Annotated in this window: 21 protein-coding genes; 8 read left to right on the forward strand and 13 right to left on the reverse strand. The window is 65.5% G+C overall.

Annotated features, from left to right (window positions below):
• Positions 1–9: 9 nt before the first annotated feature.
• The 13 genes from ACMZPQ_RS05790 to ACMZPQ_RS05850 all read right to left on the reverse strand — a co-directional run bounded on the left by ACMZPQ_RS05790 (position 10) and on the right by ACMZPQ_RS05850 (position 10,755).
• Entirely contained in the window at positions 10–960 is a 951-nt protein-coding gene (locus ACMZPQ_RS05790; RefSeq protein ID WP_003109771.1) for a TIGR03756 family integrating conjugative element protein, read from the reverse strand.
• Complete coding sequence (locus tag ACMZPQ_RS05795; protein WP_003109772.1) at positions 957–1,403, reverse strand: TIGR03757 family integrating conjugative element protein; 447 nt, start codon at positions 1,401–1,403, stop codon at positions 957–959. The genes ACMZPQ_RS05790 and ACMZPQ_RS05795 overlap by 4 nt, the downstream gene beginning before the upstream one ends.
• A gap of 164 nt (positions 1,404–1,567) precedes the next feature.
• On the reverse strand, positions 1,568–2,062 hold the full coding sequence (locus ACMZPQ_RS05800; protein ID WP_003090203.1) for a JAB domain-containing protein: 495 nt from the start codon (positions 2,060–2,062) through the stop codon (positions 1,568–1,570).
• Positions 2,063–2,237: 175 nt separating this feature from the next.
• Positions 2,238–3,005 carry a DsbA family protein gene (locus ACMZPQ_RS05805; protein ID WP_003090202.1) on the reverse strand — a complete coding sequence of 256 codons (768 nt, stop codon included), beginning with the start codon at positions 3,003–3,005 and terminating at the stop codon, positions 2,238–2,240.
• A 24-nt stretch (positions 3,006–3,029) separates the two neighbouring features.
• Entirely contained in the window at positions 3,030–5,921 is a 2,892-nt protein-coding gene (locus ACMZPQ_RS05810) for a conjugative transfer ATPase (RefSeq protein ID WP_003105079.1), read from the reverse strand.
• The gene (locus ACMZPQ_RS05815) at positions 5,921–6,370 is read right to left on the reverse strand and encodes a TIGR03751 family conjugal transfer lipoprotein (RefSeq protein WP_003109775.1); all 450 of its coding nucleotides are present in this window, start codon (positions 6,368–6,370) and stop codon (positions 5,921–5,923) included. Before ACMZPQ_RS05815 ends, ACMZPQ_RS05810 begins: the two co-directional genes overlap by 1 nt.
• A complete protein-coding gene (locus ACMZPQ_RS05820; RefSeq protein WP_197580079.1) occupies positions 6,351–7,769 on the reverse strand; it encodes a TIGR03752 family integrating conjugative element protein in 1,419 nt (472 codons plus the stop codon). Before ACMZPQ_RS05820 ends, ACMZPQ_RS05815 begins: the two co-directional genes overlap by 20 nt.
• The gene (locus tag ACMZPQ_RS05825) at positions 7,759–8,670 is read right to left on the reverse strand and encodes a TIGR03749 family integrating conjugative element protein (RefSeq protein ID WP_003105643.1); all 912 of its coding nucleotides are present in this window, start codon (positions 8,668–8,670) and stop codon (positions 7,759–7,761) included. Before ACMZPQ_RS05825 ends, ACMZPQ_RS05820 begins: the two co-directional genes overlap by 11 nt.
• Entirely contained in the window at positions 8,667–9,359 is a 693-nt protein-coding gene (locus ACMZPQ_RS05830; protein ID WP_003105641.1) for a PFL_4703 family integrating conjugative element protein, read from the reverse strand. The genes ACMZPQ_RS05825 and ACMZPQ_RS05830 overlap by 4 nt, the downstream gene beginning before the upstream one ends.
• Positions 9,356–9,754, reverse strand: coding sequence for a TIGR03750 family conjugal transfer protein (locus ACMZPQ_RS05835; protein WP_003105639.1), 399 nt, complete (start codon positions 9,752–9,754; stop codon positions 9,356–9,358). Before ACMZPQ_RS05835 ends, ACMZPQ_RS05830 begins: the two co-directional genes overlap by 4 nt.
• 11 nt (positions 9,755–9,765) lie before the next feature.
• Positions 9,766–10,125: a TIGR03745 family integrating conjugative element membrane protein gene (locus ACMZPQ_RS05840; protein ID WP_003090173.1), complete on the reverse strand. Its 360-nt coding sequence runs from the start codon at positions 10,123–10,125 to the stop codon at positions 9,766–9,768.
• 16 nt (positions 10,126–10,141) lie between these two features.
• Positions 10,142–10,375 (reverse strand): TIGR03758 family integrating conjugative element protein, encoded by a 234-nt coding sequence (locus tag ACMZPQ_RS05845; protein WP_003050225.1) that lies wholly within the window; start codon positions 10,373–10,375, stop codon positions 10,142–10,144.
• Positions 10,372–10,755 (reverse strand): integrative conjugative element protein, RAQPRD family, encoded by a 384-nt coding sequence (locus ACMZPQ_RS05850; protein WP_003105635.1) that lies wholly within the window; start codon positions 10,753–10,755, stop codon positions 10,372–10,374. Before ACMZPQ_RS05850 ends, ACMZPQ_RS05845 begins: the two co-directional genes overlap by 4 nt.
• 203 nt (positions 10,756–10,958) lie before the next feature.
• On the opposite strand from ACMZPQ_RS05850, the gene ACMZPQ_RS05855 reads away from it, so the two are divergent.
• From ACMZPQ_RS05855 to ACMZPQ_RS05890, 8 genes are all read left to right on the forward strand, one after another.
• Complete coding sequence (locus tag ACMZPQ_RS05855) at positions 10,959–11,429, forward strand: helix-turn-helix domain-containing protein (RefSeq protein WP_003050245.1); 471 nt, start codon at positions 10,959–10,961, stop codon at positions 11,427–11,429.
• Positions 11,426–12,001: a PIN domain-containing protein gene (locus ACMZPQ_RS05860; protein ID WP_003109777.1), complete on the forward strand. Its 576-nt coding sequence runs from the start codon at positions 11,426–11,428 to the stop codon at positions 11,999–12,001. Before ACMZPQ_RS05855 ends, ACMZPQ_RS05860 begins: the two co-directional genes overlap by 4 nt.
• Positions 12,002–12,018: 17 nt before the next feature.
• A complete protein-coding gene (cap6, locus tag ACMZPQ_RS05865) occupies positions 12,019–12,933 on the forward strand; it encodes a CBASS system CD-NTase-associated protein Cap6 (protein ID WP_003105629.1) in 915 nt (304 codons plus the stop codon).
• Positions 12,930–13,400 carry a type III CBASS phage resistance system CD-NTase-associated protein Cap8 gene (cap8, locus tag ACMZPQ_RS05870; protein ID WP_003105626.1) on the forward strand — a complete coding sequence of 157 codons (471 nt, stop codon included), beginning with the start codon at positions 12,930–12,932 and terminating at the stop codon, positions 13,398–13,400. The genes cap6 and cap8 overlap by 4 nt, the downstream gene beginning before the upstream one ends.
• On the forward strand, positions 13,397–13,897 hold the full coding sequence (gene cap7 / locus ACMZPQ_RS05875; protein ID WP_003090159.1) for a type III CBASS phage resistance system CD-NTase-associated protein Cap7: 501 nt from the start codon (positions 13,397–13,399) through the stop codon (positions 13,895–13,897). The genes cap8 and cap7 overlap by 4 nt, the downstream gene beginning before the upstream one ends.
• Positions 13,897–14,799, forward strand: a complete 903-nt coding sequence (locus ACMZPQ_RS05880; protein WP_003105624.1) for a CBASS oligonucleotide cyclase — start codon at positions 13,897–13,899, stop codon at positions 14,797–14,799. The genes cap7 and ACMZPQ_RS05880 overlap by 1 nt, the downstream gene beginning before the upstream one ends.
• Positions 14,800–14,837: 38 nt before the next feature.
• Complete coding sequence (nucC, locus tag ACMZPQ_RS05885; protein WP_003050273.1) at positions 14,838–15,563, forward strand: CBASS effector endonuclease NucC; 726 nt, start codon at positions 14,838–14,840, stop codon at positions 15,561–15,563.
• Positions 15,564–15,629: 66 nt separating this feature from the next.
• On the forward strand, positions 15,630–18,197 hold the full coding sequence (locus ACMZPQ_RS05890) for an AAA family ATPase (RefSeq protein WP_003105622.1): 2,568 nt from the start codon (positions 15,630–15,632) through the stop codon (positions 18,195–18,197).
• The last annotated feature ends 30 nt before the right edge of the window (positions 18,198–18,227 follow it).

Consider the following 18,227-nt stretch of genomic DNA (forward strand, 5'->3'; position numbering starts at 1 on the left):
CGTGGCACCTCAGAGGAAATCGACGCTGCCCAGGAACACCTGCCCGCGGCGTTCGCAGCACGCATAGGGACGCCACAGCGCCCAGGCGTAGTCGCCTTGTTGGGCCTGGGTCAGCGTGCCGCTGTGCGGGAACACCACGCAGGTGTTGGACAGGCGCGGCGTCAGCTCCTGCCACTTGCCCGTAGAGGCATCACCCTCCATCAGCGCGCCGGCCGGCCAGTAGCCGTCGCGGGCGTTGGCAAGCAGCGGCTGGTACACGTGGATCTGCCCGCGGCGCGTGACGACATCACCGGCGCGCTGGGCCACGACGGCCCCGGATTTGTAGTCATCGGTCTGATGCAGGAAGCCGCCGCGCGGATAGACATTGCCCCAGAGGTTCATCGTGGTGCGCGCACCGACCTCGCGCATGCCCGGAATCAACGCCTCCGGGTAGGCCATTTCAGGCACGTTGTAGCGCCAAGCCAGCGTGTCCAGGGTGCTGAGTAGATACGGCATGAAGGCCGTGCCCGCGCCTTGGCAGAAATAGCCCGACGACGATGCGAACTGGTTGAATACCTCGCCGCCAGGATGGCCGATGACATCGCTGTTCTTGAATTTGGCGAGGTTGTTGTCGTGGTCTTCGTTCGTGGTCCCATCCCCACCTGCCTGTGCGGATGGGTTGGGCGTGCTCATCGCCTGCACCTCGACCCAGGGGTTCTCTCCGGTGTTGCTGTAGCTGGAGACGACCGCATCGGGCACGTAGTGCCGGACCTTGGTGGATGTGCGCACCGTGCAGCCCGTCCAGGTGCAGTAGAGCCAGTAGCAGATGCCCACCACCCGGTACTCCAGGCAGTCCGGCGACATGACGGAGGACACGATGGTGGCGGTGTTCAAGGCGTAGCTGCCCGTGGCGCTGATCAGCAGCAGCGAGGCCACGGCGACGCGCAGGCGGCGCAGCAGGTCGAATGGGCGATGGGTCACGGCTGCGTCCTCCGGTGTTGCTCGATGCGCGCGACGGCCCGGGCCACGTCCGGCTCGCCATAGACCACAAAGCGTTGATCCACCACGACGGCCGGGATGGTCGTGACACCCAAACTCCATGCGTCGGTGACGCCCTGGTAGGCGGTGCCGATGCGGCGCTGAAGATCGGTGCCGCCTTGCTTCAGGCGTTGCCGGACGATGGCTGCTGCCCGCTCAGGGTCGGCTGGAAGATTCGCGGAAAGCTCGGCCTCGATCCGGGGCGTTTCGCCCAACTCGATCAGTCGCTCGCCGCCCATGGTCTTGACCGGGTGGCGGCTGTCGGTGACGACCACCACGTCGGCGGCGAAGGTGGCCGGGCTGAACACCGCCAGAGACGTCGGCAGCGCCACGGCCAGGCCAAGGGTTCGCCAGCCTGGTGCGAACCGGGTAAAAGCTGCTGGCATGTCATGTGCCCCGGAAGTTGATCAGGGCCATAGTCAAACGCCGAACCCCAGGCGGCCCCAACAAACAATGCGCATCGCGGCCACCCCGCATACCTGCTTGCGTCGCCGCAAAGAAAAAAGCGGAGGCCGAAGCCTCCGCGCTGATCAACGAAGCAGTGCAACCCTTACAGCAGGCCGGACTCCGCAAAGGAGAACGGGGCACCCTGGCCGACGATGATGTGGTCCAGTACCCGCACATCGATGAGCGCCAGCGCGGCCTGCAGTTGCTGGGTCAGCATGCGATCCGCGCTCGACGGCTCGGAAATGCCCGAGGGGTGCTGGTGCGCGAAGACCACCGCGGCGGCCTTCAACTCCAGCACACGCTGCACGACGACACGCGGATAGACCGAAGTCGAGTTGATCGTGCCCCTGAACAACGGCTCGTAGGCCAGCACCTGGTGCATGCTGTCCAGGAACACCGCGGCGAATATCTCATTGGGCTCGGCGACCAGCTTCACGCGCAGGTAGTCGCGCACGGCCGTGGGGTCGAGGAGTTTCGCACCCGCTTTGAAAACCCGCTTCTCCAGCAGTGCAATGGCTTGCTGGATGATCCAGTCCTCGTGTTGGGCAGCGATGGCGGAAAGCGACTCCAGGCAGGAGTCATTGACGACGAAAGACATGGCGAACCTCCAGACGGTGAGATCGGAGGGCGCGCGCCCTGGGAGGGCAAGCCCTCCTGGGGAACGAACAAGGTGCATCCATCACCGCGGCAGCGGTGATCGTTCGCGGCCAGGATGCGAGGCGAACGGGTTTCGGTCAGCGCAGTGGACTGCGCCGTAGCCTTGAAGACCGGGGCTACCTGGGCATGTCGCCGACGACGTCGGCAGGCATTTCCGATGTAGTAGGTGTGGCGGCGGGATCGCCGGCCGCGAGCATGTCCATGGCCGACAGCAAGGCATCGCCCTCGATCGGACCCTGCAGTAGGATCGCCTTGCCGGTTTCGCGATCGTGCAGCCGCAGCGACGGCGTGGCGGTCACGCCGCTGCTCGTGGCTTCCGCCGTCTGGGTGCGGATCGGCGCCTCGGGCCGTTCGCTCGCCAGACACTGCTCGATGGCTGGCGTAAGGTCGGGGTACCGCAGGTCCTCGGGCAAGCCCTGGCCGTCGCTGCGCGTGTGGGCATAGACCCACTCGACAGCCTGCCAGAAGGCGGCATGGCCGCCAGATTCGCCGGCGCACTCCGCCAGGCTCGCTTCGGCAGACGCGGCCGGCTCATGCGCGGCCAACGGGAGGTGGTGCCATTGCAAGGCCACGTCCGCGTTGCCGGCCACCCAACGCTTGAGCACTGGGAAATAGGATCGGCAGAACGGGCATTCGAGGTCCGCGTAGAGCGTCAGCGTGAAACGCCCTTCCGGATTTCCCATCTGCCACGGAGGCCCGGCCACCTGCGTCACGCTGACCGGCGTTGAAGTCTGGGGAGTGGACTTGCCAGAATAGCGGGACACGAGCCAGATCAGCAGCAGCGCTACCAGCACGGCGGCCAACACCCAGGGCCAGCTGAGCCTCCAGCGCCGACGGCGGAACGCCTGTACCTGCATCGGAATGGATGGGCGTTTCTGTTCCATGGCGTTCTCCGGTGTACGGCAGATTCAGGGCAGGTCCAGGGTCGGCGACTCGATGCCACGTGCCCGGTCGATCTTCTCAGCCACCTTGAAGGCGGCATCCAGCTCGCTGACGCCGTGCTGCTGCATGAGCTGGTAGCGTTCTGCCTTCTCCTCGGGCTCGGTTTGCGCGAGCGCGAGGTAGAGACTTGGCGGCACGGCGCGGAACAGCACTTCCATGCTCTTGGAGAGGATGACGCCCTCGGTGAACTTGCCCGCTTCCTTGCGTGCGGAGAGCATCAGCGCCTTCTGCGCCGGCGAGAGTTCGCGGAACCTGGCGATCTTCTCCACTTCGTCCGGCGGCATCGACAGGCACACCCACCACTCGATCATGTTGAGCATGGGCTCTGCGGCGCGCGGCAGATCGTCGATGTTTTGCGTCGCCAGCCAGAACCAGGCGCCCAACTTGCGCCACATTTTTGTAATTTTCACGACATAGGGCGCGAGCAGCGGGTTCTTGGTGATGATGTGACCTTCGTCGGTCACGTTGACGATCGGCCGGCCCAGGTACTGGTCGCGCTCGGCGATGTTGTTCACCGTGCTGATCAGGCTGATGTAGGCGATGGAGAGCTGCGCGTTGTAGCCCTCGCGGGCATAGGTCGCCAGATCGACCAGCGTGATGTCGGCCTCGGGCCACGGCGTGCCGTCACGGTCGAACATCTCGCCGTCCGTGCCTTGGCAGAACATGTCCATCGCGTCCGCCATCTCCAGCAGCCGCACGCGCCGCATCTCGGGCAGCGTCGGGTCCTGGCCACGGGCGCGCAGCGCGTTGCGCACGTCGCGCGTGAGCACGGTGCGCTTTTCGGCCACGCAATGTTCGGCGGCGTCGAGGATGCACTGGCGGATCAGCGAGCGGTCGGCCCGCGTCATCCGCGCTTCTTCCTTGTCTTCGCCGCCCGTGATCATCAGCCGCGCTGTGATCTCCAGTTCGCCCAGCACGTCGCGCTGCTCGTCCGCTTCCATGGCCGAGGCATCGGGGGGCAGGTCTTCGTCCAGCGCGTCGGCATCGAGCGTCTGTACGTCGCTGGGCGTTTCGATCAGCCGGCGTGCGTCGGCGAACGGCGCTAGGCTGATGCCCGATCCGGGGGCCAGCTTGACCCGGTTCACGGTCAGGCCCAGGCGCCTGGCGAAGTCGCTGAACAGGCCGAAGCTGTTGCCGGCTTCCACGATGAAAAGCCGCGGCCGGTAGATGGCCGTCACCTGGTTCAGCAGGTTGTTGAGCGTGGCGGACTTCCCCGAGCCGGTGGGGCCAAATAGAAACAGATGGGCATTCATCTGCCGATCCAACCTGTTCAAGGGGTCGAACGTAATCGGGCCGCCGCCGCGATTGAACATCGTGATGCCGGGATGCCCCGTGCCCTGGGCGCGGCCCCATACTGGCGACAGGTTCGCCGCGTGCTGGGCGAACATCAGTTGCGTGTACCACCGGCGCCGGTCCTTGCCGGGGTTGTAGCAGCACGGCAGCCAGCGCAGGTAGCTGTTGAGCGGCGCCACCTCGTCGTCCTCGCGCACCGGCTGCAGGCCGGCGTTGAGCATCACGTTCGCGAGGTCCAGGCCGCGCCGATCCAGTTCCGCCTCGTCGCGCCCGCGTAGGTAGAACGCCAGAGTGCCCCGGTAGAGCTTGTGCGCGCTGCCGATCAGGGAGCGGGCTTCATGCACGTCCTTGAGCGTCTGCTCCGACGCCAGCGTCTCGCCCACAGCTTTCTTCGCCAGATGGTTGAGGTCCGATTCGAGGACGTCCTGCGGCGTGGCCACCATGGTGAGACACATCAAGGTGTCCTCGGGCATCTGGTCGAACAGCGTGTTGATCGCGTCCCCCTTGCGGGTCTCGCCGGTCAGGTGCCCGGTGCCGGGCGGCATGCGCAGCCGGTCGGTGATCAGCACGCGGTGCGGCATGCCGTCGAAGTACCAGGCCCCTTGCGCCACGTCCGAGCGCGGCTGCCCAAAGAACAGCCGCTGGCTGAAATCCCGCCCGCTCGCCAGCTCGATCTCGCCGGCCTCGCTTTCCTCGGTACTGTCCGGATAGCGCGCCAACGCGTAGAAGCGCTCCCGGTCCTCCACCCCAGGCCCGAGCAGCGTGGGGCGCGGGTTGAACCACCGCAGCAGCCAGTCGTGGACGTCGGCCGCGACCATGCGCCGGGCCTGGATGCCGGCGTTCGCCAGGCCGCCGCACAGGCGGTCGCAGACGATGCCCAGCATCTGCTCGGGTGTCTGGCCGCGGCGGTTTGCCTGTCCCTGTCCGCTCGCGCGGCGGTACACCACCATGCGCACGCGCCGCGTCTGGCCGCGCCAGCGCAGCCGCGTGACCACCGTGTCCTCGAACAGGCCGCCGGGCTTGGCCACAGCGCGCAGGTGGTGGCCGAAGAAGCGCAGGTAGAACTCGGTGAACGCCGAGCCGCGCGCACGTGGCTGCACGTAATCGCGCAAGGTCTGCATGTACTGGTCGAAGCTCGGTTCGTCCTGGGCATAGAGCTGGAGCACCCACGGGTTCTCGTCCAGTTCATCGAAGCTGTCCTGAAGCGCGTTTTCCAGGGCGTCGCGGGCATGCGCGAGCCAGCCGGGTTCCCGGCCTTCGGTGCCCAGCGGCACCAGCTCGTAGAAGGCGGCCACCGATTGGCCGTCCTCCAGGAGCATCGATTTCGACTCGGGCAAGAACTCCACCCAGGGCAGCAGTTCCACGAAGGACGGTGCGACGTCGTACAGCGCCTGCTCGTCGGCCACGGTCGCCGGCTTGCGGCCCTGGACCGCGGCGCCGGGTTCGGGGATGCCGGCTTGCTGCAAGGCCTCGACGTGGCGCTGCCAGCCGTCCGGCTGCTCGTCGGCGGCGGTGTCTTCGGCGCTGACGGCAGCCAGCTTCGGCCATGGAAGTTTCCACCGCATCAGTAGTCCTCCGTCCTCTCGCCAGGCATCGCGTACTGCACGCGCTGGTACAAGGGGAAAACCGTCGTGTAGCCCGGCACGGGAACGGGGTCGGTGCCGGCCAGGTGCGGGTACACGTACATCACGAGATCGGGATTGGGCAGACGCTGGAACTGGCGGTGAACCTCATTGCGCGCGGTGCGCGTGTAGCGCATCTGCTCGACAGGTGCGGCCTGCACGTCGGCGTCGGTCAGGGGCCGACGCAGGCTCTGGCGCGCATCGAGCAACTGGCGGCCGGCGTTCCGTCCGGCTGCGCCACCGCCGTCGCCGGCCTCCTGCTGCCAGATGTCCATCATCGTGCGGTCACCGTGGGTCAACAGCTTTTCCTTGCTGGTGGCGCAGCCGGCGAGCACCGCGACGGCGAGGGCCAGTGCTAGGCCACGGGCCAGGTTAGTCAAGTTCAAGGGCATGGCTTTCTCCTGCGCGGTGATCGACCTTGCGGCCTTCGGGATCGAAGTCGATGGCGAGCGGCTTTTCGAGGTGGACGGCAACCTTGGCGCCGGGTTGGACATAGACGGCGGCGAAGGCTTGGCCGTAGAGCTTGTTGACCCAGGCCGACATGTCCCGGACACCGCCCGCGAGAATCTGGCCGACCGCTTCTTGGCCGGTGATGCCCACGGTGCCGATGGAGCCGTCCGAGCCGACATAGGACATGCGGCCGCTGCCACTCTCGATGAGCGAGGCCACACCGGCACCGGCCGCGGTGATTAGGGCCTGCGAGTCGAGGTATTGCTGGGCGTTGCTGCGCCGCTCGCCGCTGACGCAAGGAATGCCGTGGGGATCGCTGATCCAGCCCAAGCCGTCGCGCTGTTGGTTGTTCTGCTGGTTGCCCTCGCGGTCTTCGGGGATCGTGCGAATCGTGCCGTCGTTGAAGACGAACGTGATGCTGCGCACCTGACCTCGCACGCACGAGAGCGTCCAGTCGCCCGAGGCGGTGCCGCTGAACACGGCGCCGGCCACGTCGGGAATGTCGATGCCATTGGCGGTCAGGTTGTCCGGCCCGACCAGAACTTTGAACGGATAGGGATCGTTGACCGTGCCGTCGATCGGCACGCGGCCGATCAGGGCCGTCATCGCCACCGATCCCATTAGCGTCGAGTTGGTCGGCACGGTATAGACCGGCTTGGCATTCTTGACCCCGGCGGCGCGGGCGCCCGCGTTGGCCACGGTTTCAGCGGTGGTTTCGAGCGTGCTCTGCGCCGGGCCGAAGCTCGTGGGGAAGCTCATGCCGCCGCTCGCGCCACGCCCCCCGTTGCGCCCCTCGGCGGGCTTTGCGTCGTCCGGCTCGACCCACCGCACGCCGCCCTCCATGCCGGCCTCGTCGCCGCCCTGCAGCCCCAGGCCCACGGGCAGGTCCGCATGGCCGCCGCCGCGCCCGCCGATGCTGTCCAGGCGCCGCTGCAGGTCGGCGAGCAGCCCTTCGGTCTGCTGGCGCGCGCTGGCCGCCTGCTCTTGGTCGCGGCGCAGGTTGGACCGCTCGGATTCGAGCGCCGAGTTGATGCGCTGGTCGATGGAGTTCTCGCGCTGGCGCAGCCGCTGGTTCTCTTCACGCTGCGACTTGTTGTCCGAGAGCGCGGTCTGAAGCTCGGTGCGCAACTGCTTCACTTGGGCAACGAGCGTCGCCACGGTGTCGCGCGGGGTGTCGCCTTCGATGCCCAGCGCCTTCATTTCCTCGGGCGTGAGCTGGGCGCCGTTGTCCGCCGCGGGTGGCGCCGTGCCGCCTCCACCCGAGAACAGCCGGATACCGGCGAACAGCACCAGGATGGCGACAGGGATCATCAGCCACTTGAGCAGGCCGTTACTGCGCATGGCGGGCCTCCTTGGCGTTCTCGTCGCCGTCCGGCTGCGGCAGATGCACGGCAGGGTCGAAGCGGTGAATCGCCGGCAGCAGCGACTGCGCGAGGCCGCGGCCGCGCGTGACCAGGTACAGCACGGTCGTGTCCTCGGTCGTGCCGCGCGGGCCCAGCGCCTCGTGCTGGAAGGTGGCGGTGAGGAAATCGCCTTGCAGCACGCGCGGGTCGAGCGCGACCCAGTCGGCGCCGGTGTTGGTGAGGCGCACGGCAGTCACCCATTGGTCTTCCAGGCGCCACGACGCGAGCACGGCCGCGCGCACCGGCAGCGTTGGCATCAGTGTGTCCAGGTCGAGGTCGCGGGGAAGGTTGACCCGCATGACGCCCGGAAGCGGCTCGACGGTGCGCAGCGGTGCGTAGAGGTTCTGCGCGGCGAAGCGCGTCAGCACGACAGGGACCGGAGTTTCGCGCCGCGCGGTCCGCGCACCTGCCTGGCCCTGGGCGCGTGCCGGGGCCTCGGCACTGTCGGCCTGCTCGCCATAGCGTCCCGGTGCGCTGTCACCCTCGACGATGCGCACCGGCTCCAGCTCGGCTTCCCCGTCCTTGGGCGGTTCGGCTGCGATGTCCAGCAGGATCAGCGCGCCCGTGTCGGCGTCCTGCAGTTGCAACCGCGTGGGCTCGATCGGCTCGCTGGCACGCAGGTACACCGCGCCGCCCGCACTCTGCACGCGCAGGCGTTTGCCCACGCCTGCGGGCACGCCCACGCGCACGTTCCGGTCGATGAATACGATGCGTTCCTGACCGACCTTCAGCGGCACTGCCAGTGGCATGCGTTCCCAACGCAGGATCTCCACCGCCTGGGCGACGGGTGCCGCGGCCACGGCCAGTAGCCCCAGCAGCGCGAGTACAGGATGCTTCATGGGGTGTTTCCTCCTTGAGGCGCTTGCGGATTCAGGTCACTCGGCGCCGGGCGCGCCGGCTCCGGTGCACTGATGCGCTGGGGCGCGCCTTCGTAGCAGTCCAGCGCCAGGCCGAACGGGTTGCGGGCGGGATCGACGTCCACCCGCGTGACCTTGATCGGATAGCGCACCAGGGCGCGTTTGACCTGCTCGGCGCCGTAGTACTCGTCCGCCGTGATGTCCAGCGTCACCACCCAGTCGCGATCGGATACGGTGCGCACGCGCGCCGTGGGGTCGTCGCCATAGCCGCGGCCGGGAATCTCGTAGATGCCGCGCACGCGCTGACGCAGCTCGCCCGTGGAGCGGCGGTAGTCATAGTCCGCCCGCAGGAAGGCCTGGCAGGACGGGGTGAGGTACGGCGAGAGCGTATGGAGGTTGCGCGAGTAGTCTTCTTCGCCATTGGTCGGCCAGCGGTTCAGCGTCTGGAACACGTAGAACGTGAACGCATAGACCGATTCGGGCGGCACTTCCCACCACTTGCGGGTACTGCCAGAGCGCAGGTCGGGCGGGACGTGGATGGTCAGGTCGCGCGGCGCGCTCCACCAGCCGCCGCCCATGACCAGGGCGACAATGACCAGCGCGCCCGCGCCCAGGCGCAAGGTCTTGATGTGCGCCTGCAGGTGGGCGATCTCGTTCTTGAAGCGGCTCATCGCATGCTCCTGCGGGTGGACCAGAAGCCCGAGCGCGAGATCAGCACGTGGCCGCCCACCCAGCCGGCCATCAGCGGATGGCGCGTTGCGATGCGCCACTGCAACTGTCGATACAGCCAGGTGTCGGGGCGCCCACGCTTGAGGCGGCGCAGGATGCCGCCGCCGATGAACACGCCCAAGGCCACGCCCAGGACAACGAACGTCGGTGCGATGGCGATCGTGCGGAACACCCACGAAAGCGGCGCGCCGACCAGCAGGCCGGCCGCGCCGGACAGGCCGCAGCAGATCCACAGCTCGTCGGCGGTGAGGCCGCGCACGACCACGGGATGGCGGTTGAGCCGGTGCGGAAGGAACGTGACCGTCCCGTCCGCACGGACGTGCTGCTGCTCGGACATACCGGCCTCGCTTACAGGATGCCGGTGGCTTCGGTGAGCAGCCAGATGCCGATCACGAGCAGCACGGCGCCGATGGCGACCGTGAGGCCGAATTGGCCCCACGTCTTGCGGCCGGTGTGGATCTCCGCGTAGGTGCCGTAGGCGTGGTAGCAGACGCCGATGAACATCGACGCCACCACCAGCAGGGCCACGAGCATGATGATGTCGTAGCCGTAGTTGCGGATGGTCTCCATGATGCCGTTGCCGGTGCCGCGCGTCGGGTTCTCCAACTGCGGCAGACCTTGCGCGAACGACAGTGCGGGCAGCGCGGCGGCGCCCAGGGCCACGGCGGCGCGCTGGGCAAAACGGGAAGTGAGGTTGCGGTTGTGCATGGTCGGGCCTTTCATGTCAGGACAGGAGGAAGAAACTCAGGACGAGGTACATCGCGACGAAGCGGATGCAGACGCCGAGGAACTGGCGCTGGTTGAGGCGGCTCTCGGACCACCCCACATAGGCCGTTCGGATGGCCCAGACGCCCCACACGAGCAGGACCGCGAACACGACGCCGACCAGGACGGTCGCCATCGCGGAAGGCGCGATACCGCTGTTGGCTTGAAATGCCGAGACCTGGGCGCCGTTCATTGCTCGCCCTCCGCAGTCGTCTTCGGCGATGGCGAAGCGGCCCGCTCGGTGCGGTAGTCGCCGGCCAGTTCGGAGGGGTCGCGCGGCTGAGCGCGTGATGGCGTCAGGTGGAACTGGATGCCGGCGCGCACGCGCGCCAGGTCAGCCAGCAGCCGTGGGTAATCGAAGTGGTAGCGCTCGCCCGGCTGGATGGGGGCATGCGCGGCGCTGTCCGCGACGGTGCGTTCCAGCGCGTCGAGCTGGCGCAGCGCGGCGACCAACTCCTGGCGCTGCGCCGGGGACTCGGCCAATGCCATCGGGGACTGGCCCAGCACGAGGGCCGTCACGAAACAAGTGGGCACGCCGCGATGCGCGGCGCGCAGCCAGATCGAAGCCACCATCGCGCCATTCCTGTGTGATCAGCAATGGGTTGATCGTGGAGATCAGGGCTGTTTCAGGCCGCAAACAATAGGAACTGGCGGACGACCGGATTGGGCATGCTGCGAGCGAACCTACAAAAGCACGGGTCGCGCTTCGATTATTGCGTTTTTCGAGTATTTCGAATATGATCGGCTCTGCAACCGTTTTCGCTTAGGAGCTACCCATGACCACCGCCACTGCCCAATCCAAGATGACCCTTCCCGCCGCGGGAGAGGTGAAGGCAGCCGTCCAGGGTCAACGTGCCTTGGCGGCTTACCTCGCAACCCAGTTCGAGACGCAGCACATCCAGATCTTTGATGACCACAAACAGGCTCATCAGGTGGAACTGCCTACCTCGGCTTTACGCCTGCTGGTCGACATCCTGGCCGAGTTGGCCGATGGCAATGCAGTAAAGGTGGTGCCCGTCCATGCAGAGCTGACGACCCAAGAGGCGGCGGACTTGCTCAACGTGTCCCGTCCCCATTTCGTCAAGCTGCTCGAAGATGGGGTGTTGGCATTTCATCGCACCGGCAAGCACCGCAGGGTGAGGTTCGCCGATCTGATGCAGTACAAGGAAGCGCGCGAGCGCGCCAGTGAGCAGGCGATGGCCGAACTCGCTCAGCAGTCGCAAGAGTTGGGAATGGGATACGAATGAGGCATTCCCCATTCACCGCCGTCTACGACGCGTGCGTTCTATATCCCGCGCCACTGCGGGATTTCCTGATGTGGCTCGGCCTGTCTGGCCGCTTCCGGGCGCGGTGGAGCCAAGCCATTCATGAGGAGTGGAAACGCAACCTGTTGATCAACCGCCCCGATCTCACCCGGGTTCAGGTCGACAGGACGTCGGATCTCATGGACCGGGCAATTCCGGACGGCTTGGTGGAGGGCTACGAAGCGCTCGTGGCAGGCCTGACATTGCCCGATCCGGACGACCGGCACGTCCTGGCTGCGGCGATTCGCTGCGGTGCGAGCGTGATTGTGACGTTCAACGAACGGGATTTCCCGAACGATCTGCTGGCTCCGTACGGCATCGAATCGCAGCACCCCGATGAGTTTGTGGACAACCTACTGGATCTGGACGCGGCCGCCGTGGTGTCGGCTGCGCAGCGCCAGCGTGCCCAACTCAAGCATCCGCCGATCGAGGTGGACCGCTATCTCGAAATCCTGCTGCGCCAGGGCCTTGTGCAAACGACCAAGGTGCTGGCGACCTATCGCACCATTCTCTGACCCGCCGAGAGCCACGGATGACCAAGAATCCTTCATCAGACGCCACTTTGCCGAAAGGCATCCATCGAAGCTGGAAGCTGCCGGACACGTCGCTGGGCGCCCTGTGGGATTCCATCGTCATGGACGAAGCTCTCAAGAAGCAGTTGCTGTCACAGGCGATCGTCAACTTCACGGTGCGCCCCAAGGTGGAGCGCACGGTACTCCCCCTGCACGGCGTGATCTTGTTGGTCGGCCCGCCGGGGACTGGGAAGACCTCCTTGGCACGGGGCTTGGCGCATCGTGTGGCCGAATCTTTTTCTTCTGCGAAGTTTCGATTGCTGGAAGTAGAGCCTCACACGCTGACGAGCTCTGCAATGGGAAAGACTCAACGCGCCGTGGCAGACCTGTTCTCGCAATCGATCGCAGAATCCGCAGCGGCGGGCCCGACGATCGTCCTTCTGGACGAGGTCGAAACGCTTGCGGCTGATCGAGCCAAGCTCAGCCTGGAAGCCAACCCGGTTGATGTGCACCGGGCCACCGACGCGGTGTTGGTGCAGTTGGACATGTTGGCCGAACGCAACCCGCATCTGCTGTTCGTGGCCACCAGCAACTTCCCACAGGCCGTCGACAGTGCCTTCCTATCTCGTTGCGACATGGTGATGGAGGTGCCACTGCCCGGCAAGGATGCCTGCAAGCAGATCCTGGTGGACTGCCTGAATGGCCTGGCAAAGACATTTCCGGGGATTGGCAAGCTTTCCTCGGCTCACCAGTTCGACGCGTGCGCTGGCGAGTGCGTCGGATTGGATGGTCGGGCCATTCGCAAGGTCGTAGCCAACGCCCTCGCGGCCGACCCGCAAGTGGCTATCGATCCGAACAAGCTTTCCGTAGAGCACCTGCGCAGTGCGATACGACAGGCAACGCAAATGCGCCTTCAAGGAGGGAAGCAAAAATGACCACCGTTGTCAGCCGGACGTTTCGCAGCTCGCCGCACCGCGATGCGTTGCAGACGTGGGATGCCATTGTCGAACTGCTCACTCAGGGCAAGGACGGCACGGCTCGCTCTGAACTCAGGGCCGTGGCGGGCGTGGCCGCCAGCTTGATCGCCGACCAGGCACCCAAGAGCGCGCCCATCGTTGCGACATGCGATGGACCACGGACCAGGATCTACTGCCTCTTCGACGAAGACGCGATCGATGGTGATGATGCCAACGAAGAAGTCTTGGGGTTCGAGCCGTTGAAGGGAGACTGGGGAGTCTCGCTGCCGTGTCCGAAGGAGCAGCTCGGCTGGGTGCAAACCGCGCTCAAAAAGCACAGTTCTCGCATCATTGCACGGGACTTGAGCCAAGGAATTGCCACGCAGGCGCAGGCCGATGCTGGACAAGCGCTGTCGCTCGACCTCGGAGGTTTCCTCAAGTCATGAGCACCGTCGCCACCTACTCGTACACGCACTCGGTTACCTATGTGACCGACAACATCCTCAAGAGCTTGAAAGACATCATCCTGCTCAGTGGGCTGGACCCCGAGCACTTCGCGGATCGCTGGGAGAGCAATACCCGAGCCATCAAGACGTGGCTCGGGACCGGTGATCTGCGCAAGGTGATTCTGGAGATCTACAACCCGGCAACCGACAAACTCGTGACCCGATGGGATATCGACATCGTGTATGGGTGGTCCGATGGCGACGGCAGCTTCTGGACGGATACCGAGCAGTTGAAGTACGCGATCAAGAAAGCTGGGCTGCTGCCATCGCAGGCCAAGTACAAGTTAATGCTCGATACAAAGCCAGGGCGGCCTGATGTGGAGGGGTGGAGCAAAGGAAGTTATCGCTCGACGGATGGAATGGTCAAGCAGAGCCTAGGCTCGACTGTCGAACACAGCGGCCTGGCGGGTCAGGCCGGATATTGGAGGCAACGCTGATGCTGTCGATCGATGAAGCTTTTCGCAAGTTCAAGTCGCGTCTGGAACTCAACGAACGCGAACAGAAGAATGCCTCGCAACGCCAGAACGAAGTGCGGGACTACCTGCAGACCAAGTTCGGCATTGCGCGCAGCTTCCTGACCGGGTCCTATGCTCGATACACGAAGACGAAGCCGCTCAAGGATATCGACATCTTCTTCGTGCTGAAGGACTCGGAGAAGCATTACCACGGCAAGGCCGCATCGGTAGTGCTGGATGATTTCCACTCTGCATTGGTGGAGAAATACGGTTCGGCGGCCGTGCGCAAACAGGCGCGCTCGATCAACGTGGATTTCGGTGTTCACATCGACGCGGAGGACAACACGGACTACCGGGTGGTCAGCGTGGATGCGGTGCCCGCATTCGACACCGGCGACCAGTATGAGATCCCCGATACGGCGTCCGGAAAGTGGATCAAGACGGACCCGGAGATCCATAAGGACAAGGCGACCGCAGCGCACCAAGCCTATGGCAATGAGTGGAAAGGTCTCGTGCGCATGGTGAAGTACTGGAACAACAATCCCAAGCACGGCGATCAGAAGCCGGTGAAGCCCTCGTTCCTGATCGAGGTAATGGCCCTTGAGTGTCTTTACGGCGGCTGGGGAGGATCGTTCGATCGCGAGATCCAGTCGTTCTTTGCCACGCTTGCCGATCGTGTTCATGACGAGTGGCCGGATCCCGCCGGACTTGGCCCGGCGATCAGCAACGATATGGATGCCGCGCGCAAGCAGCGCGCGCAGCAGCTGCTGTTCCAGGCGAGCCAGGACGCAAGCATCGCCATCGACCACGCGCGTCGTGGTCGCAATATCGAAGCGCTTCGCGCCTGGCGCGCACTGTTTGGCCCCAAGTTCCCACTGTCCTGATTCCATCGGCTTCCATACACGTCCCATCGAGGTACAGCATGTCCCAGTGGTCGCTTTCCCAGCTCCTGTCGTCCCTGCATGAAGACATCCAGCAGCGCTTGTCCGTAGTACGCAAGACCTTCGGTCACCCGGGTACGAAGGGGGATGCGAGCGAGAACGTCTGGATCGACATGCTGGATACCTATCTGCCCAAACGGTACCAGGCGGCGAAGGCGCATGTGGTGGACAGCCTGGGGAACTTCAGCCAGCAGATCGATGTGGTGGTGTTTGATCGGCAATATTCGCCTTTTATCTTCACCTACGAGAACGAGACGATCATTCCAGCCGAAAGCGTGTACGCCGTGTTCGAGGCCAAGCAGACGGCTGACGCGGGGCTTGTGGCCTATGCCCAGGAGAAGGTCGCCAGTGTGCGCAGGCTGCACCGCACGAGCCTGCCGATCCCGCACGCTGGCGGGACCTACCCAGCGAAGCCGTTGATTCCGATTCTGGGTGGCTTGCTCACCTTCGAGAGCGAATGGAGTCCTGCATTGGGCCCATCCATGGACAAGGCGCTGAACGCAAACCTCACCGAGGGGCGTCTGGACATCGGATGCGTTGCCGCCCACGGGCACTTTTTCTATGACCAAGCCAGCGGCGCGTACAGCTACACCAACGAAAACAAGCCGGCGACCGCGTTTCTTTTCAAGCTGATCGCGCAGCTTCAGTTCAGTGGAACGGTCCCCATGATCGATGTGGAGGCTTACGGTCAGTGGTTGACCAAGTGAGGGGTCGCTGTGGCAAGCATACGTTCGGAGTACCACCGGTTCCTGGCGCACTTGACGCAGCGGCACGTGCACGACGACGTGCGCCGGCTGGCGCACCTGGTGCTCGATCACCTGCAGCCACTGGCCGAGGTCGGTGCTGCACGCCGGGGGCGCTCCACGCGCTTGGCGCCGCTGGCCATCGCGCATCTGGCGCAGATGCCTGTCGCCTACGACGGGGACGCGCGCGGCCCCGAAAACGGGCCGGCGCTCGGGCGACTGCACCAGCTCGAAGTCGGGCCGTTTCGAGGATTCATGCGGCAGGAGACGTTCGACCTCAGCCATGACATCACCTTGGTCTACGGTGCCAACGGCACCGGCAAGAGCAGCTTCTGCGAAGCCTTGGAAGTGGCGATGCTCGGTTCGATCAGCGAAGCGCAGGCCAAGCGGGTCGACCAGCGGACGTACTGCAACAACGCTCGCCTGCGCCGCCACATCGCGCCAGTCCTGTCGTCTACGGCGGCGGGCGAGGCGCAGGCCGTCCAGCCCGACGAAGCTGAGTATCGCTTCTGCTTCATCGAGAAGAACCGCCTCGACGATTTCGCCCGAATCGCCGCGCGGACCCCGAGCGATCAGCGCCAGCTCATCGCCACCCTGTTCGGCGTGGACCAGTTCAGCGAGTTCGTGCGCGGCTTCAACCCCTCGCTCGATCAGGACCTGATGCTTGCCGGCGTGCAGGCGGCGCAGCTGGCGCAGCGTCGCCTGCAGTTGGCGAACTCCGAACAGACCATCGCCGCCTACCCGCAGAAGATCGCAGCGGTCGAGGGCCTGGAACAAGCTTTGGCGCAGCGCATGTCACCTGGCGCGACCTATCAAACCTGCGTGGACTGGCTGCTGGGTACGCCGCAGCAGCAAGGACGGCTACCGTATGTCCAGGCTCAGCTGGACGCCAACCCGCCTGCCATTCACGAGGTGACCCAGGCCCGCCTGCAAGCGTTGCTGGCAGAGGCCTACCGCGTCCAGGGACTGTGGCAAGCGTCTTCCGCGCAACTCGCGGCCCGCGCCGGCGAGGTGTCGTACGCGAAGCTCTACGAGGCCGTGCAAGCGTTGGCGGACGGGGCGACCGCGTGTCCGGCATGTGGAACCGAACTGGCCGCCGTGGCGCAGGACCCGTTCGCCAGGGCGCGAATGGGCCTGGAGCAGCTCGCGCAACTGGCCGTCCTGCAGCAGCAGGAGGCCGGGCATCGGACACAGTTGAGCGAGGCGGTCCGAGCGCTGTGTGACGAAATGCGCCGCGTGGTGGCGGCGGCTGGGGTCGCTTGTCCTGCCGAATCGCAGGCCGCGGGCCTGCCACTGCTGCCTCCCACGTCGGCGGGCAATTGGCTCGGCGGCGGGGTGAATGGGGACCAGCGCGCCTGGCAAGCCCTCTTACGGATCGCACAGATCATCGAAGGCTTCGACGCGCAGGCGCGCGACGTGAATGCCCAGCGCGGCGCGATGGCCCAGGAGCGGGACCGCCTGCAACAGCATCAGCTGGAGATCGAACGGCTGCGGACCATGCGCACGACTGCGGATCAGGAGCTGGCGGCCGCCCGCCAAACCGTGGCCCAATTCGACGACGCGAACCGCGGCCTGATCCAGGCGGCCACGGACGAAATGCCGGTGGTGGTGCACCATCAGCGGGTCAAGGCCGCCTACGACGGTTTCCTGCCCGAGATTCAGGCATACCTGACCGCTCTGCCGGGGGTTCTGCTACAGGGGCTGGGAGACCAAGCCCGCCATCTCTACAACGCATTCAACCGGGCCGATCCGCCCGGCGATCTGCTGCACGCGCTGTGGTTGCCCGTGGCCGAGAACGGCAAGATCGAGGTGGAGTTCGCCGGCGAGCCGGGCGCGCGCTACGACGCGTTGATCGTCTTCAGCGAAGGGCACATCAAATGCCTGGGCCTGGCGATTCTGCTTGCCAAGAACCTCGCGCAGGGCTGCCCCGTGGTCATATTCGATGACGTCGTCAACGCGATCGACGACGACCATCGCGATGGCATCTGGCGTACCTTCTTCGAGGACGGTTTGCTCCACGGCAAGCAGGTTATCCTCACCTCGCACGCAGAGGAGTTCCTGCACCGCATCCAGCAGGAGTTGGGCGTGCGCCGCGCCGCGGCCATTAAGCGCTACAAGTTTCTCCCGCATCAGGGAGAGCACGAACTGCGGGTCGACAGCGACCCGCCAGCGAAGAACTATGTTCTTCTGGCCCAGCAGGCGTTGGCGGCTGACGAGAAACGCGAGGCACTGCGTCAGGCCCGGCCGGCGCTGGAGAGTCTGACGGACCGCCTGTGGACGTGGCTGGGTCGGCGGGCGGACGGCCGGATCGACATCAAGCTGAGCGGGCCCCGCGCGCCTTGGGAGCTGAACAATAAATGCACCAAGTTGCGGTCGGCCGTCGAGCGTATCGCGGCGCAACATGCGGGTGCGCCGGATGCCGTAGGGGCGTTGGTCCGGCTGCTCAATGTCAGCGGTACGAGTATTGAATGGGGTTACCTCAATAGCGGTGTGCACGACGCTCAGCGCGATCATGAGTTTGATCGGGCGACGGTAAGAACGGTCGTCGAGGCGGTTACGGCGTTGGATGCTGCTCTTGATACCCTGCAGAACCGATGAACGGCACACGGCTTTGCAGAGCCGTGCCGC

Source organism: Stenotrophomonas maltophilia (assembly GCF_047497515.2).
Classification (GTDB): Bacteria; Pseudomonadota; Gammaproteobacteria; order Xanthomonadales; family Xanthomonadaceae; genus Stenotrophomonas.